A 15326-nucleotide genomic window follows, 5' to 3' on the forward strand; every position below is an offset into this window, starting at 1 on the left:
CGCTCGTGACCGGCTTCAAGACTTCCGCCGCCGTCCTTGCGGCGATCGCCATGCTAGCTGCAGGCCCTGTCCACGCCGCAGGGCTGAGCGTCCAGGAACAAAAGCTCGTCAAGGCCGCCGCCGCCGAGGAGGCGCGCTCCCTGGAGTTGCTGGAGACGCTGGTCAACATCAACAGCGGCACCCTCAACAAGCCTGGCGTCGAGGAAGTTGGTCGCCGGATGCAGGCCGAGCTGAAGGCGCTCGGTTTCGACGTCCGTTGGGTCCCGATGGCGCAGGTCGACCGCGCGGGGCATGTGGTTGCGGTTCACAAGGGATCGGGCAAGGGGCGGCGGATGCTGCTCATTGGTCACCTCGACACGGTTTTCGAACCCGACAGTGCGTTTCAGAAATATGTCCGGCGCGGCGACATCGCCGAAGGGCCGGGCGTCAACGACATGAAGGGCGGGCTGGTGATCATGGTCGCCGCCCTGCGGGCCATGCAGGCCGCGGGCGCGCTGAAGGACGCCGACATCACCATCGTCCTGACGGGTGACGAGGAACGCGGCGGCCGGCCGCTGTCGGTATCGCGGGCCGAACTGATCAATGCCGCGAAGGCCAGCGACTTGGCCCTGGAGTTCGAGGGGCTCGCCCAGGAGAACGGCAAGGACATGGCCTCGATCGCCCGGCGGTCGTCGACCGATTGGACGCTGACGGTCACGGCGAAGTCGGGGCACTCGTCGGGGATCTTCATCGACACCGTCGGCTACGGCGCGGCCTATGAGTTGGCCCGGATCGTCGACGCTTTCCGCGAGCAAGCGCGCGAGCCGAACGCGACCTTCAACGTCGGCTACATGCTGGCGGGAACTACGGCGGCGGCCAACGCCAGCGACACGGGCGGGGTCGCAGGGGGCAAGACCAACATCATTCCGGCCGAGGCCGTGGCCAGGGGGGACCTGCGCACCCTGTCTAACGCCCAGACTGAGAGCATTCGCGCCAAGATGCGGGCCATTGTCGCCCAGCCGCTGGCCGGGGCGAGCGCGTCGATAGCATTCGACGACGGTTATCCGGCCATGGCGCCGAGCGAGGCGTCTCGACAACTGCTGGGACGCCTCAACGAGGTCAACCGCGACCTTGGGTTCGATCAGATGGCTGAGCTAGACCCGTTGAAGCGAGGGGCCGGCGACATCGGTTTCGTGGGAGATATCCTCCCGGGTCTGATCGGCTTCGGCGCAGCAGGCGCGGGCGCTCATGCGCCGGGCGAGACCATGGACGTCAAAAGCCTCGATCGGCAGACGAAGCGTGCGGCGCTGTTCATGAGCCGGATGGCCCAGCCCTAGCGAGCGGCGGCAAAGGCGTCGAGGCCGCGCCGCAGGTCCGCTACCAGGTCATCCTCGGCCTCGAGGCCGATATGCAGCCGCATCAGCGGGCCGTCATAGGTCGGCGCGAACTTGCGCTTGCCCAGCTGCGGATCGCTGACGATGGCCAGGCTTTCGAAGCCGCCCCAGGAGAAGCCCAGGCCGAACAGCTGCAGGGCGTCCAGGAAGGCGTCGGCGGCCTGCGGCGCGCCGCCCTTCAGAACGAACCCGAAGAGCCCGCAGGCGCCGCTGTAGTCGCGGGTCCAGAGGGCGTGCCCCGCAGTGCCCGGCAGGGCCGGATGAATAACTTCGGCGACCTCTGGCTGTTCGGCCAACCATCCAGCGATCCGCAGCGCGGCGTCGCCCTGGGCCTTGAGCCGGGCCGGGAGCGTCCGCAGGCCGCGCAGCATCTGGTAGGCGTCGTCGGCGGAGACCGACCAGCCGAGGTTATGCACGCCGTCTTCGAGCTGCCGCACGAGCGCGGGGTCTCGCGCAGCCGCCGATCCCATGAATACGTCGGAGTGGCCGCCGACATACTTGGTCAGCGCCTGGACGCTGATGTCGATACCATGCTCCAGCGGCTTGAAGAGGTAGCCTGCGCCCCAGGTGTTGTCGGTGAGTGTCAGAATGCCCCTGGCCTTGGCCAGCGCGGCGACGGCGGCCAGGTCCATCATTTCGAAGGTCAGCGACCCCGGCGATTCCATCATGATCAGCCGGGTCTTTTCACCAACCAGATCGATCAGCGACTGCGGCGACAGCCGCGGGTCGAAATAACGGACGCTGACCCCGTAGCGCTTCAGGACGTTGTCACAGAACCGCCGGCTGGGCTTGTAGATGTTGTCGGCGGCGAGCACCTCGTCGCCCGCCTGCAGCACCGCCAGTACGGCGCCGGTCACCGCCGACAGGCCGGACGGGTAGAGGCAAACACCCTCCGCGCCCTCCATCTCGGCCAGCGCGCACTTGAGCGCGTCGTGGGCGGCGAGGCCCGCGCGACCGTAGGTCAGGAACGAATCGTCGTCGTATAGCGCCGCCGCGTTGGGCAGTAGGACCGTCGAGCCCTTTTGAATCGGAGGGCCGACCGTCTTGACCAGTTCGCAGTCACGCGCGCCAGCGCGGATGAGGCGAGTTTCTGGGGTGACGCGGGTTGACGGGGTGGAGCGAACTTGAGCCATGATCGCATGGCACTTAGAGCCTCCACAGCTATGCAATCAAGGAGGGCGGCCAATCTCTCGGCTCAGTATTTCTACGAAGACCACCAGCATCATCGCCTCGGCGCTGTTGTTGGCCGCCTGCGGGAAGGAACAAGCCGCGCCGCCGCCCGAACCCGCGCCGATGGTCGAGACAACCGCGCCGGCCGGGGCCTACAAGCCGAAACCGAGCCCGACCCTGGCTGCTGTGAAGGCCCGCGGGTGGGTTTCCTGCGGGGTCAATCCGGGTTTGCCGGGGTTCGCCTTCGCCGATGACCGTGGAACCTGGCGCGGCTTTGATGTCGATATCTGTCGGGCGGTCGCCGCCGCTACGCTCGGCGACGCCAAGGCGGTGCGCTTCACGCCGGTGGACGCGGCTGATCGTTTCCAGGTGCTGCGCAGCGGAAAGATCGACGTGCTGTCGCGCAATACGTCCTGGACGTTGGCGCGCGACGCCGGAGAGGGCGTCGATTTCGCGGCGATCACCTACTTCGATGGGCAGGGGTTTCTGGCGCCGAAGTCCCTGAACCTGACGAGCGCGGACGAGTTGAACGGCGCGCGCATCTGCGTCCAGCAAGGCACCGCCAGCGAGACCAACGTCGAGGATTACTTCAAGGCCCGGGCCCTCAAGTACACGCCGGTCGTGGCCAAGACCGAGGCCGAGGCCCGCGCGCTCTACCAGGCCGAGGGCTGCGACGCGTTCACGGCTGACGTGTCGGCGTTGGCGTCGGCCCGCTCGGTGATGAACAGCCCGAACGCGCATGTGATCCTGCCGACGGTGATCTCCAAGGAGCCGCTGGCGCCTGTGGTGCGTCAGGACGATCCTGTCTGGACCGACATCGTGCGCTGGACCGTCTATTCACTGATCCTGGCCGAGGAGATCGGCGTCACCTCGAAGACCGCGGCCGAGCTGGCCAAGAGCTCGGTCGATCCGAGGATCCGGCGGCTGCTGGGGGCGGAGGGCGACTTCGGGCCGCTGCTGGGGCTGCGCCGCGACTTTGCGCTGCAGGCGATCATCCAGGTCGGCGCCTATGACGAGGTCTTCGCCCGCAATCTCGGGGCGCAGTCGGCGCTGAACCTCGAACGTGGGCACAACGCGCTGTGGAATGCGCCGAAGCCAGGTCTGCTCTACGCGCCGCCCGCGCGCTAGGGGCCGGTGACGACGGGCGCGCCGGCCAGGCCGCCCCACTCGGACCAGGACCCATCGTAAACCGCGGCGCGAAGCCCCAGTCGGGCGAGCGCCAGGGCCAGGACCGATGCGGTCACGCCGGAACCGCAGGTCGTGACGATCGGCTTGGCGAGATCGACGCCGGCCTGCTTGAAAGCGGTCTTGAGCGTGTCGGCGGGGCGCAGCGTGCCGTCGTCGGCGACGACCTGTTCCCAGGGCAGGTTCGCCGCGCCCGGCATATGGCCCGATCTTAGGCCGGCGCGCGGCTCAGGCGCGTCGCCGCGGAAGCGGGCGGCCGAGCGCGCATCGACCATCGTGGCCTTGCCGGACTGCAGGATGGCCTGGACGTCCTGGGCATTACGCACCAGCTCGGCGTCGAACTTCGGCGCGACGGCGACGGGCTCAGGCGCCACTTCGCCAGCCTCGACGGGCCGGCCTTCGGCGAGCCATTTGCGCAGGCCGCCGTCGAGAACGTGGACCTTGTCGTAGCCCATGGCGCGCAGCGTCCACCAGACGCGGGCGGCTGAGCGGATGCCGTGGACGTCGTAGACGACGATGTCGGTCTCGCGCGACAGGCCGAGCGCGCCGGCGGCCTCGGCGAAGGCTTCGGGAGTCGGCAGCATGTGCGGGAGGTCGGTGTCGTGATCGGCGACATGATCAATGTCGAAGAAGACGGCTCCAGGAATATGCCGCTGGAGGTGTTCCTCGCGGCCGTTGCGCGCTTCGGTGGGCATGTGCCAGCTGCCGTCGACGACGCGGACCGATCCGAGGCGCTCGGCCAGCCAGGCGGTGGAGACGACCGGATCATCCATGGCTAGAGCCAGCGCGGGATCGGAAAGCCGCGCTCCGCCAGGAACGCCGGATTGAAGATCTTGCTCTGGTAGCGGGCGCCCTGGTCGCAGAGGATCGTCACGATGGTGTGGCCGGGGCCGAGGTCCTTGGCCATGCGAATGGCCCCGGCGACGTTGATGCCGGTCGAGCCGCCCATCACCAGCCCCTCGTGCTCGACCATGTCGAAGATCACATTGAGCATCTCGACGTCGTCGATGCGGTAGGGGTGATCGACGCTCAACCCTTCGAGGTTGGCGGTGATCCGGCCCTGGCCGATGCCCTCGCTGATCGAGGTCCCGTCCGACTTCAGCTCGCCGTCGGCGTACCAGGAATAGAGCGCCGCGCCGTGCGGGTCGGCCAGACCGATCTTGATGGCCGGGTTGCGGGCGCGCAGGCCCTCGGCGACGCCGGCGAGCGTGCCGCCCGAACCGACCGCGCAGATGAAGGCGTCGACCTTGCCGCCGGTCTGCTCCCAGATTTCCGGGGCGGTCGTCTCGACGTGGGCCTGGCGGTTGGCGACGTTGTCGAACTGGTTCGCCCAGATCGCGCCGGCCGGCTCCTTGGCGTTCAGCTCCTCGGCCAGGCGGCCGGAGTAGCGGACATAGTTGTCGGGGTTGGAGTAGGGGACCGCGTCCACCTCGACCAGCTCGGCGCCGAGCAGGCGGATGGCGTCCTTCTTCTCCTGGCTCTGGGTGCGCGGGATGACGATGGTGGTCTTGTAGCCGCTGGCCGCCCCGACCATCGCCAGGCCGATGCCGGTGTTGCCGGCCGTGCCCTCGACGATGCGCCCGCCAGGCCGCAGCAGCCCGCGGCGTTCGGCGTCGCGCACGATATAGAGGGCAGCACGGTCCTTAACCGACGACCCCGGGTTCATGAACTCGGCCTTGCCGAGGATTTCGCATCCTGTCGCCTCGCTCGCTCGGCGAAGGCGGATCAGGGGCGTGTTTCCGATGGCGTCGAGGACGCTGCTGGCGACGGTCATAGCCGACTACTTAAGCCGGGCCGCAGGCGCAGAACAGGGGGAAAGCCCGCAGCTTTCGTCGAACCGACCTAAGCTGTTCTGAGGCTCAGGCCCGCGAAAGACTGAGCTGCACGACATTGGTCCGCTCGGTGCGGAAGCCCGCCTCGCAATAGCTGAGATAGAACCGCCAGAGTTTGCGGAACCGCTCGTCGAAGCCCAGTTCGGCGATGCCGTCCCAGGCGCTCTCGAAGCGCTGTCCCCATTCGGCCAGGGTGTCGGCGTAGTCCTGTCCGAACCGGCTGATGCCGGTCCAAGCCAAGCCGGCGGCGCTGGTCACGTCCTTGAGCCGGGCCTCGGACGGCAGCATCCCGCCCGGGAAGATGTACTTCTGGATGAAGTCGGCGCGGCGCCGATAGGATTCGAAGATCTCGTCGCGGATCGTGATGATCTGCAGGCCCGCGCGGCCCCCCGGCCGCAGCACGTCGCGGATCTTGCCGAAGTAGGTCGGCCAGTAGCGTTCGCCGACCGCCTCGAACATCTCGATCGAGGCGACCCGATCGAACTGCCCCTGGACGTCGCGGTAGTCGATCATCCGGATCTCGGCGCGTTCGGTCAGGCCCTGTTCGAAGATGCGCTTGCGGGCGAAGTCGAACTGTTCCTGCGAGATGGTGATGCCGGTGACCTTGGCCCCGACTTCCTTGGCCGCGTACTCGGCGAACCCGCCCCAGCCGCAGCCGATCTCCAGCACGCTCTGGCCGGGTTCCAGTCCCATGCCCTGGGCCAGCGAGCGGTATTTGTTGGTCTGGGCGAGCTCCAGCGCCTCGCCATCATGCGAATAGCGCGCCGACGAGTAGGTCATCGTCTCGTCGAGCCACTGGGAATAGAAGGCGTTGCCCAGGTCGTAGTGGGCGTGGATGTTCTTGCGCGAGCCCTTGCGGGTGTTGGCGTGCAGGTTGTGGCCGATGAAGTTCACCGCGCGCACGAGCGGATTGCCGATGAAGAAGCGCGCCAAGCGGTCGAAGTTCATGCTGACCGTGCTGAGCACCGCCGACAGGTCGGGGGTGTCCCACTCGCCGGCCATGTAGCCTTCAGCGAAGCCGATGTCGCCGGCCGCCAGCACCCTGCGCATAAAGCCGAAGTCGTGGACGATGATGCGCCCGTCGATCCCAGGATCGGCGCCCTTGATCCGTAATTCCTGGCCCGATGGCGTGACGAAGGTCAGGGAGCCCGCCCGCCAATTCAGCGCCATGAGGCGCGCCGCAAACCGGAATGCGGCGGGCGCGCCGGCGAGGGCCGGCAGCTTGCCGAAGGCCCTGGGTGAGGCGGCCAGGGCCGCCAGCGATGGTTCGTGCGCCAAGCTCATGGTCGCAACCCTCGATTTTCACACCTGCAACACTGCATTTGGGATTGAATAGAATCAACTCCAGTACGCGAGAGCGGTGGAGCTGGTTGCGGAGGTTCACGTTTTCGCGCTTGTGAACCGGGCGCACGCGCGCCACTTAGGCCAAGGCGCGAGCGCGCCGCAGATCACCCCAATCCGAGATTATCATGACCGCACTGACGCTTAATCGCTGGAATCTCTCGATCGGCGACGGCCAGCCGCTGGTCGTGATCGCTGGCCTGAACGTCATCGAAGACCTCGACCTGGCGCTGGAAACCGGGCGCCACCTGAAGGCCGTCACGGCCGAGCTGGGTCTGCCGTATGTCTTCAAGGCGAGCTTCGACAAGGCCAACCGCTCGTCGGTGAAGAGCTTCCGTGGCCCTGGTCTGAAGGAAGGCCTGAAGATCCTCGCCGAGGTGAAGGCGCAACTGGACGTTCCGATCTGCACCGACCTGCACGAGGTCGAACAGGCCGAACCGGTCGCCGCCGTCGCCGACCTCGTGCAGATCCCGGCGTTCCTTTGCCGTCAGACCGACCTGGTGGTGGCGACGGCCAAGGCGACCGGCGCGGCCGGCGGCCTGGTGCACGTCAAGAAGGCGCAGTTCCTGGCGCCTTGGGACACCAAGAACATCCTCAGCAAGATCAAGGAAGTGTCGGACGTCGGCGTGATCCTGTGCGAGCGCGGCTCCTCGTTCGGCTACAACAATCTGATCGTCGACATGCTGGCGATCCCGGAGATGAAGAAGCTCGGCGCGCCGGTGACCATCGACGCCACCCATGCCGTGCAGCTGCCCGGCGCCGACCCGCGCACGGCGGGCGCCTCTACCGGCGGGCGTCGCGACGGCGTCGCGATCATCGCCAAGGCGGCGGTCGCCTCGGGCGCCAACGGCGTGTTCTTCGAGTTCCATCCTGACCCGGACAAGGCGCTTTGCGACGGCCCGAGCTGCCTGCCGCTCGACGGCGCGCGCGACCTGCTGGCCAGCGTCAAAGCCGTCCATGCGGCGGTTCAGTAATCGGCGTAGGCTCTGAGCATCATGGACCTGGCGGCCCTTCAAAAGATCCTTTCGGCCCTGTCGGGCGCCCGCATCGCCTGCGTCGGCGACCTCATGGTGGACCGGTTCGTCTATGGCGACGTGACCCGCGTCTCGCCGGAAGCCCCGATCCCGGTGCTGGCGCGCAAGCGCGAGCTGGTGATGCTGGGCGCGGCGGGGAACGTGGCGCGCAACGCCGCGGCGCTGGGCGGCGAGGTCTGCCTGGTCGGGATGATCGGCGGCGATCCTGAGGGCGTCGAGGCCCTGCGGCTGATCAAGGCCGAGGAGGGCGTCGAAGGCTTTGTGGTCACCGACGCCGCGCGGCCCACCACCTTGAAGACCCGCTTCGTGTCCGGCGGCCAGCAACTGCTGCGCGTCGACATGGAGACCAGCGGCCCGGCGAGCGGGGATGTCGAGCAGCGGCTGGTCCGCACGGTGCGCGACGTGGCCAAGGACGCGGGCGTGATCCTGCTGTCAGACTACGGCAAGGGCGTGGTGACGGCCGCCGTCATCGAGGCCTGTCGGGCGTCCGGCGCGCTGATGATCGTCGATTCCAAGGCCCGGTCGTTCGCTCGCTATGGCGCTGTCGACATCGTCAAGCCGAACGCCGCCGAACTGGCCCACGCCACCGACATGCCGACCCAGACCGACGCCGAGATCGAGGCGGCGCTGGCCCACGCCCTGACGCTCTGCGAAGCCAAGGCGATCCTGGTGACCCGTGCGGCCAAGGGCATTTCGCTGGCGGTCCGCGGCGAGCCGGTCCGCCATTTCCCCGGCGTGCCGCGCGAGGTGTTCGACGCTTCGGGGGCCGGCGACACCACGCTGGCCGCGCTGGGCGTGGCCCTGGCCGCCAAGGTCGACGTCGCCGACGCCATTGAGTTCGCGATGCTGGCCTCCGGCGTCGCCGTGGGGAAAGCCGGCACGGCGGTCGTGACGCCTGAGGAGATGATCGAGGCGTCGATCACCGCGCACATGGCGCCGGCCGAAGCCAAGATCGCCACGCCGCAGCGCATGGCCGACGAGATCGCCCGCTGGCGGGCCAAGGGCCTCAAGGTCGGCTTCACCAACGGCTGCTTCGACATTCTCCACCGCGGGCATGTCGCCTATCTGACCCAGGCGCGGGCCTGGTGCGACCGGCTGATCGTCGGCGTCAATTCAGACCGCTCGGTGCGCGCGCTGAAGGGCGAGGGGCGGCCGGTCAACGACCTGGAGAGCCGCGCCATGGTGCTGGCCGGGCTCGGTTCGGTCGACTTGGTGGCGCCGTTCGACGAGGACACCCCGATCACGCTCATCGAGGCCGCCAGGCCGGACGTGCTGATCAAGGGCGCCGACTACGCCGAGAGCGAGGTGGTCGGCGGCGACTTTGTGAAGTCTTATGGGGGCGAGGTCAGGCTGGCCCAGCTCGTGGACGGCTATTCCACGACCGCCGCCATCGCCCGGATGCAGGAGAAGGCATGAGCCGTCGCATCATCTTCGTCACCGGCGGGGCCGGCTTCATCGGCTCGAACATCGTCGCCAAGCTGGCGGAGGACCCGTCTCTGGACGTGGTGGTCTGCGATCGGCTGCGCGAGGCCGAGCTCGGCAAATGGCGCAATATCGCCAAGCATCCGATCGGCGACTTCGTGGCCCCTGAGGCGATGTTCGACTGGCTGGAAAAGCGCTGGCGGGACGTCGAGCTGGTGGTCCACATGGGCGCGGTGTCGTCGACGACCGAGCCCGACGCCGACAAGATCATCCACTCGAACTTCACGCTGTCCCGCGACCTGTTCCGTTGGTGCGCCGACCACCAGCGCCGGTTCGTCTACGCCTCCTCGGCGGCGACCTATGGCGACTCCACCGACTTCCGAGATCGCGACGACCTGGAGTGGCTGGCGGGTCTGCGCCCGCTCAACACCTATGGCTGGTCCAAGGCGCTGTTCGATCTCTTCGCCGCGCGCCAGGCCGCGCGCGACTACGCGCCGCCGCAATGGGTGGGTCTAAAGTTCTTCAACGTCTACGGGCCGAACGAGGAGCATAAGCACTCGATGAAGTCGGTCGTCTCGCAGATCTGGCCGAAGGTCCGCGACGGCCATGCGGTGCAGCTGTTCAAGTCGTATCGCGAGGGCGTGCCGGACGGCGGCCAGACCCGGGACTTCGTCTATGTGCGCGACGTCGCCGACGTGATCGGCTGGTTGGCCAAGAACGAACAGGTCAACGGGATCTACAATCTGGGTTCGGGGACGGCGCGGACGTTCGAGGACCTGGCGCGCGCCGTCTTCGCCGCCGCGGGCCGCGAGCCGGAGATCGAGTACACGCCGATGCCGCCGGCGATCCGCGACAAGTACCAGTACTTCACGCAGGCCAACATGGAGCGCCTGCAGACGGCGGGGTACAACCAGCCGATGACCAGTCTGGAGGACGGCGTCAGCGACTACGTGAAGCGCTATCTGTCCCAGCCCGACCACTACCGCTAGGCGAAGGGACGAATGGCCGATCGTCCTAAGGGTTTTCGGCGTCTGGCGGCCGCCACGATCTTGGTGGTCGCGCTGGTGCTGTCAGCGGCGGCCTACGTCTGGCGCGACGATATCCTGCGCACCCGGCTCGATCCCAAGGAGCCATTCCAGATCTACGACCCGCCGCCGGCGCCCGACTATGCGCAGCGCTCGGCCTGGGCGTTGATGCCGAATGCTCCGGAGGCGCCGACGGCCGAGGAACCGCCGGCCGATGTGTTCTTCGTCGCGCCGACCACCTACGACGGCGGCCGCCACTGGAACGCGCCGATCGACGATCCGCAGGCCGACCGGCTGTTCCGTGAGGTCATGGCGCCCAACTACGCCGGGCCGTTCGTCCGGGTCGGGCGGATCTTCGCCCCGCGCTATCGCCAGGCCAGCCTCTACACACTGATGACCCTGCGCGACGACGCCAAGGAGGCGCGCCGCTTCGCCTATGGCGATGTCGCCGAGGCGTTCCGCTACTACGTGGCCCACTACAACCAGGGCCGGCCCTTCGTGATCGTCGGAGTGGAGCAGGGCGGGACGCTGGCGGCGCGGCTGATCGCCGAGGAAGTCGCGCCCAATCCGGCCCTGCGCGCGCGGGTCGCCGCCGCCTATCTGATGCAGACGGTCGTGCCGTCCGACAAGCCGCCGCTGGCGCCGTGCATCGCGCCCAAGCAGACCGGATGCCTGGCGGCCTGGGCGTCAGTCTATGAGGGCGAGCCGGAGCGCGCCCAGGCGCTGCTGGACCGTTCGCTGGTCTGGGGCGACGCCGGGCAACTGGTCAATCTCGGCGGCCGCACGCCGATCTGCTTCAATCCGCTGTTCGGGGCCGTGGTCGACGCCGAGGCCCCCGCGCGCCTCAACCTTGGGGCCACCAACGCCACCGGGCTGGAGTGGGGAGCGCGGCCGGCCTTCCTGACCCGCCAGGTCGGGGCCCAATGTGAGAAGGGCATCCTGAGGGTGACGCGGCCGAAGTCGCCGTCGCTGAAGCCGTCGGGCTCCTGGACTGACCGGCGGCGAGCGCCCGGCTACAACGTCTTCTTCGCCGACCTGGAGGCCGACGCGGGGGCCCGGGTTGCGGCGCTGATCGAGCGCGGGGCCAAGCCCGTCGATTGACCCCGGCGGGCTTCGGGGATCATCGTCTCGTCAGCGCAGGACAGGAGACGCCGGATGGACAACCGCCAGATCGTTCTTGAGCAGATCCCGCAGGGCAAGCTGACGCCGGAGCATTTTCGGCTGCAGACCGCGCCGGCCCCGACGCCCGCGGACGGCGAGGTGCTGGTGCGCACCCGCTACATCTCGCTGGACGCGGCCAACCGCGCCTGGATGCAGGGCGCGACCTACCGCTCGGCGCTGCAGGCCGGCGACGTGATGGCCGGCGGATCGGTCGCCGAAGTGGTGGAGAGCAAGGCGGCGGGCTTCAAGGCCGGCGACCTGGTGTTCGCCGACACCGGCTGGCAGGAGTACGCCGCGGTCCCGGGCAAGGGGCTGTCGCCGCTGCCCGAGCTGAAGCCGGTCACGCACTTGATCAGCGTCTACGGCGTGGCGGGACTGACCGCCTATTTCGGGCTGATGGAATGCGGCCGGCCGCAGGCGGGGGAGACCGTCGTGGTCTCGGCGGCGGCGGGCTCGGTCGGCTCGATCGTCGGGCAATTGGCCAAGATCAAGGGTTGCCGGGTGGTGGGGATCGCCGGCGGGGCCGAGAAATGCGCGTGGCTGACGGACGAGCTCGGGTTCGACGCGGCGGTCGACTACAAGGCCGGCGACGTGCGGCGCGCGTTGCGCGCGGCCTGTCCCGACGGGATCGACATCTACTTCGACAATGTCGGCGGCGAGATCTTCGAGGCGGCGCTGTTCAACATGAACAATTTCGGCCGGATCGCCTGCTGCGGCGCGGTCTCGCAGTATGACGGCGCGGCGCCGGCGCATGGGCCGCGCGGGGTGCCCGGCCTGATCGTCACCAAGCGGCTGAACGTGCGCGGCTTCATCGTCTCGGACTTCTACGACCGGCGCGACATCGCGCTGGCCGAGCTGCAGGCCTGGGTCGCGAGCGGAGCCCTGAAGGTGCAGGAGGACGTCATCGAGGGGCTGGAGAACACGCCCGCGGCGCTGGTCGGCCTGCTGGCCGGCGAGAACCGCGGCAAGCGGATGGTCAAGGTCTAGGGGGCGTCCTAGCCGGCGTCCTTCAGGGGCGAGCTCGGCCGCCAGTCGAACAGTTCCTGCAGGACGCGCACGGCCTGGCCGCGCGGCGAGGTCAGGTTCGGATCGCGCTCGATGATCAGTCGCGCGTCGTCGCCGGCGGTCGCGATGAGGTCCTTGTGCGCGACGGGATCGGCGAAGACGTAGGCGGGGAAGCCCGACTGGCGCAGGCCGAGCGCGTCGCCGCCGCCGCGCAGCTCCAGGTCGCGCTCGGCGATCAGGAAGCCGTCGTCGGTGCGGCGCAGGATGTCGAGGCGCTTCTGCGCCGTCTCCGAGAGCGGCGGGTCATAGAGCAGCACGCAGGCGCTCTCGCGCGAGCCGCGGCCGACCCGGCCGCGCAGCTGGTGCAACTGGGCCAGGCCGAAGCGTTCGGCCTGCTCGATGACCATGATCGTGGCGTTCGGCACGTTGACCCCGACCTCGACGACGGTCGTGGCGACCAGCAGGCTGATCCTGCCGTCGGCGAAGTCAGCCATGACCGCGTCCTTCTCCGGGCCGGTCATCTTGCCGTGGACGAGGCCGACGCCGGGCCCGATCTTGGCCCGCAGCTCGGCGGCGCGCTTTTCGGCGGCCTTGAGGTCGATCAGTTCGGATTCGGAGACCAGCGGACAGATCCAGAAGGCCTGGGCGCCGTGGGCGATGGCGTCGCGCAGGCGGGCCTCGATCTCGTCCAGGCGGCTGGTCGGCACCGCGCGGGTGGCGACGGGCGTGCGGCCCGGCGGCTTCTCGTCGATCCGCGAGACGTCGAGGTCGCCGTAGACGGTCAGCTCGAGGGTGCGCGGGATCGGCGTCGCCGACATGGCGATCAGGTGGACGGCCTGACCCTTGGCCTGCAGCCGCTGGCGCTCGGCGACGCCGAACCGGTGCTGCTCGTCGATGACCGCCAGCTGCAGGTTCTGGAAGCCGACGTCGTCCTGGAAGAGGGCGTGGGTGCCGACCGCGACCTGGGCGGCCCCGGAGGCCAGAGCCCGCAGTTTTTCGGCCCGCGCCGCGCCCTTGTCGCGGCCGGTCAGCAGGACGGCGGTGATCGCGTGCTGCGACAGCGGGCCCGAGAGGGTCTCGAAATGCTGGCGCGCCAGGATCTCGGTCGGGGCCATCAGCGCGCTCTGGCCGCCGCCGGCGGCGACGTCGGCCATGGCCAGCATGGCGACCACGGTCTTGCCGGAGCCGACGTCGCCCTGGACCAGGCGGCTCATGCGGTCGCCGGCCTCGAGGTCGCGGCGGATGTCGGCCAGGGTCCGGTCCTGGGCCCCGGTGAGGCGGTAGGGCAGGTCGTCGCGGACCTTTTCGGCGAGATCGGAGGCGGCGATCCTGGCGGCCGGTTCGGCGCGGCGCTCGGACTTGCGCTGGGCCATGGCCAGCTGGTGGGCCAGCAGCTCGTCATAGGCCAGGCGCCGCGCGTGGGCGGTCTGCGGCGCGAGGTCGAGTTCGGACTGCGGGGCGTGCATGAGCTCCAGCGCCTCGCGCCAACTGGGGAACCGCTCGCGGGCCAGCCAGGCGGGGTCCTGCCATTCCGGCAGCTCGGGCGCGCGGCCGAGGGCTTCGAGCGCGAACTTGCGCACGGTGCGGGCCGGCAGGCCGGCGGTGGCCGGATAGACCGCCTCGAAGGCCGGGATGTCCTCGGCGCGGTCGGGGGCGACGATGTAGTCGGGATGGGCGATCTGCAGTCCCGCGCCGAAGCGCTCGACCTTACCGCTGACCAGGCGCTTGGAGCCGAGCGGGTGCTTGGCCTCGAGCTGGCCGCCGAAGCTGCCGAAGAACACCAGGCTGAGCACGCCGGCGCCGTCGTAGGTCTCGACCCGCCAGGGCTGCTGGGGGCTGCGCGGGCGCTTGTAGGCGTCGATCTGGACTTCGAAGATCTGCACCGCGCCTTCGACGGCGCTGGCGACGGTGGCGTGCTCGCGGCGGATCACCGAGTGCGGGCGCAGGAACGCCACGTCGCGCACGATCGGCCCCGCCAGCTTCTCCAGCAGGGGCGCCACGCGCGCGCCGACGCCCTTGAGGGTCGTGATCGGCGCATAGAGCGGAAAAAGAATCTCGGGCCGCATGGGCGGAACATAGCGCGACCATGGACAGCCTGCGGCGCCCATGATGAAGTTCCGCAAAACCCAGGGGGGAATTTCATGCGTAAAGCGCTTCTCGCGGCGGCGAGCGTCGTCTTGTTGGCTGGCTGCAGCCCGGCGGCCGAGCAGGTCGAGCAGGCCAAGGCCCCGGTCGCCGAGCCCGCGGTGCCGGTCGATCCGACGTTCACCGGCCTGACCCGGCCCAAGGGCGACGCCCAGTTCGGCTACTACCTGCCCGCCAACGAGGTGAAGGTCGGCGACTACCGGCTCGACAACCTGCACATCGCCGGCCAGATGGGCTTCAACGACTGGGAAAAAGGCGCGCGGACCAAGACCTACGCGCCGGTGATGCTGGAGTTCGTCGACATCACCAGCCCGGCGCGAAAGAACGCGCTCGGCAACGTCGTCTATTCGGTGAAGCTCAAGGTTCTGCCCGAAGCCTACGCCGTCACCGACGAGCGGATCCGCCTGGTCGGCAAGCATCCGAAGCTCGGCGACGTGCGGCTGGACGTGAAGCTGGACCCCGCGGCGCTGAAGAAGACCAAGGGCGTGAAGGGCAAGGACGGCCTGACCGTCGCCCAAGGCGCGCTGCAGGTCGGCGACACGCCGTTCAAGGATGTCGCCTTCACCTGGCGGGGCGGCGACTGGGGCTGACGCGTTTTCGGCGAACGCGCTCTGGCGCGTGTGGGCGTAGCGG

At 68.9% G+C, this 15326-nt stretch carries 13 protein-coding genes; 8 read left to right on the forward strand and 5 right to left on the reverse strand.

Going from position 1 to position 15326, the window contains the following annotated elements; all coding sequences use genetic code 11:
- Nucleotides 1-5: 5 nt before the first annotated feature.
- Entirely contained in the window at nt 6-1316 is a 1311-nt protein-coding gene (locus tag ACSQ2H_RS10845) for a M20/M25/M40 family metallo-hydrolase (RefSeq protein WP_436061403.1), read from the forward strand.
- On the opposite strand, the gene metC is transcribed toward ACSQ2H_RS10845, so the two are convergent.
- Nucleotides 1313-2506 carry a cystathionine beta-lyase gene (gene metC / locus ACSQ2H_RS10850; RefSeq protein WP_436061404.1) on the reverse strand — a complete coding sequence of 398 codons (1194 nt, stop codon included), beginning with the start codon at nt 2504-2506 and terminating at the stop codon, nt 1313-1315. The two genes, ACSQ2H_RS10845 and metC, sit on opposite strands and share 4 nt — an antisense overlap.
- Before the next feature lie 160 nt (nt 2507-2666).
- Between metC and ACSQ2H_RS10855 the strand changes: the two genes are divergently transcribed.
- Nucleotides 2667-3671: an amino acid ABC transporter substrate-binding protein gene (locus tag ACSQ2H_RS10855; RefSeq protein ID WP_436061405.1), complete on the forward strand. Its 1005-nt coding sequence runs from the start codon at nt 2667-2669 to the stop codon at nt 3669-3671.
- Here the strand turns inward: ACSQ2H_RS10855 and sseA are convergent.
- The 3 genes from sseA to ACSQ2H_RS10870 all read right to left on the reverse strand — a co-directional run bounded on the left by sseA (nt 3668) and on the right by ACSQ2H_RS10870 (nt 6844).
- Complete coding sequence (sseA, locus tag ACSQ2H_RS10860) at nt 3668-4501, reverse strand: 3-mercaptopyruvate sulfurtransferase (protein ID WP_436061406.1); 834 nt, start codon at nt 4499-4501, stop codon at nt 3668-3670. The genes ACSQ2H_RS10855 and sseA overlap by 4 nt on opposite strands.
- Nucleotides 4502-4503: 2 nt before the next feature.
- Nucleotides 4504-5502, reverse strand: coding sequence for a cysteine synthase A (locus ACSQ2H_RS10865; protein WP_436061407.1), 999 nt, complete (start codon nt 5500-5502; stop codon nt 4504-4506).
- Between the two features lie 85 nt (nt 5503-5587).
- Nucleotides 5588-6844, reverse strand: a complete 1257-nt coding sequence (locus ACSQ2H_RS10870) for a class I SAM-dependent methyltransferase (RefSeq protein ID WP_436061408.1) — start codon at nt 6842-6844, stop codon at nt 5588-5590.
- Nucleotides 6845-7029: 185 nt separating this feature from the next.
- Between ACSQ2H_RS10870 and kdsA the strand changes: the two genes are divergently transcribed.
- The 5 genes from kdsA to ACSQ2H_RS10895 are packed head-to-tail and all read left to right on the forward strand — an operon-like array spanning nt 7030 to nt 12530.
- Nucleotides 7030-7875 (forward strand): 3-deoxy-8-phosphooctulonate synthase, encoded by an 846-nt coding sequence (kdsA, locus tag ACSQ2H_RS10875; RefSeq protein ID WP_436061409.1) that lies wholly within the window; start codon nt 7030-7032, stop codon nt 7873-7875.
- Nucleotides 7876-7896: 21 nt separating this feature from the next.
- Nucleotides 7897-9351, forward strand: a complete 1455-nt coding sequence (gene rfaE2, locus ACSQ2H_RS10880; protein WP_436061410.1) for a D-glycero-beta-D-manno-heptose 1-phosphate adenylyltransferase — start codon at nt 7897-7899, stop codon at nt 9349-9351.
- Nucleotides 9348-10346 (forward strand): ADP-glyceromanno-heptose 6-epimerase, encoded by a 999-nt coding sequence (gene rfaD, locus ACSQ2H_RS10885; RefSeq protein WP_436061411.1) that lies wholly within the window; start codon nt 9348-9350, stop codon nt 10344-10346. Before rfaE2 ends, rfaD begins: the two co-directional genes overlap by 4 nt.
- Nucleotides 10347-10358: 12 nt before the next feature.
- Nucleotides 10359-11483, forward strand: coding sequence for a DUF3089 domain-containing protein (locus ACSQ2H_RS10890; RefSeq protein ID WP_436061412.1), 1125 nt, complete (start codon nt 10359-10361; stop codon nt 11481-11483).
- 54 nt (nt 11484-11537) lie between these two features.
- Nucleotides 11538-12530, forward strand: a complete 993-nt coding sequence (locus ACSQ2H_RS10895) for an NADP-dependent oxidoreductase (protein ID WP_436061413.1) — start codon at nt 11538-11540, stop codon at nt 12528-12530.
- Between the two features lie 8 nt (nt 12531-12538).
- Here ACSQ2H_RS10895 and recG read toward each other — a convergent pair whose 3' ends face one another.
- Nucleotides 12539-14614 (reverse strand): ATP-dependent DNA helicase RecG, encoded by a 2076-nt coding sequence (gene recG, locus ACSQ2H_RS10900; RefSeq protein WP_436061414.1) that lies wholly within the window; start codon nt 14612-14614, stop codon nt 12539-12541.
- 75 nt (nt 14615-14689) lie between these two features.
- On the opposite strand from recG, the gene ACSQ2H_RS10905 reads away from it, so the two are divergent.
- Nucleotides 14690-15283 carry a hypothetical protein gene (locus ACSQ2H_RS10905; RefSeq protein ID WP_436061415.1) on the forward strand — a complete coding sequence of 198 codons (594 nt, stop codon included), beginning with the start codon at nt 14690-14692 and terminating at the stop codon, nt 15281-15283.
- Nucleotides 15284-15326 lie beyond the last annotated feature (43 nt).

The organism is Phenylobacterium sp. LjRoot97 (genome assembly GCF_964254345.1).
Taxonomy (GTDB): Bacteria; Pseudomonadota; Alphaproteobacteria; order Caulobacterales; family Caulobacteraceae; genus Phenylobacterium.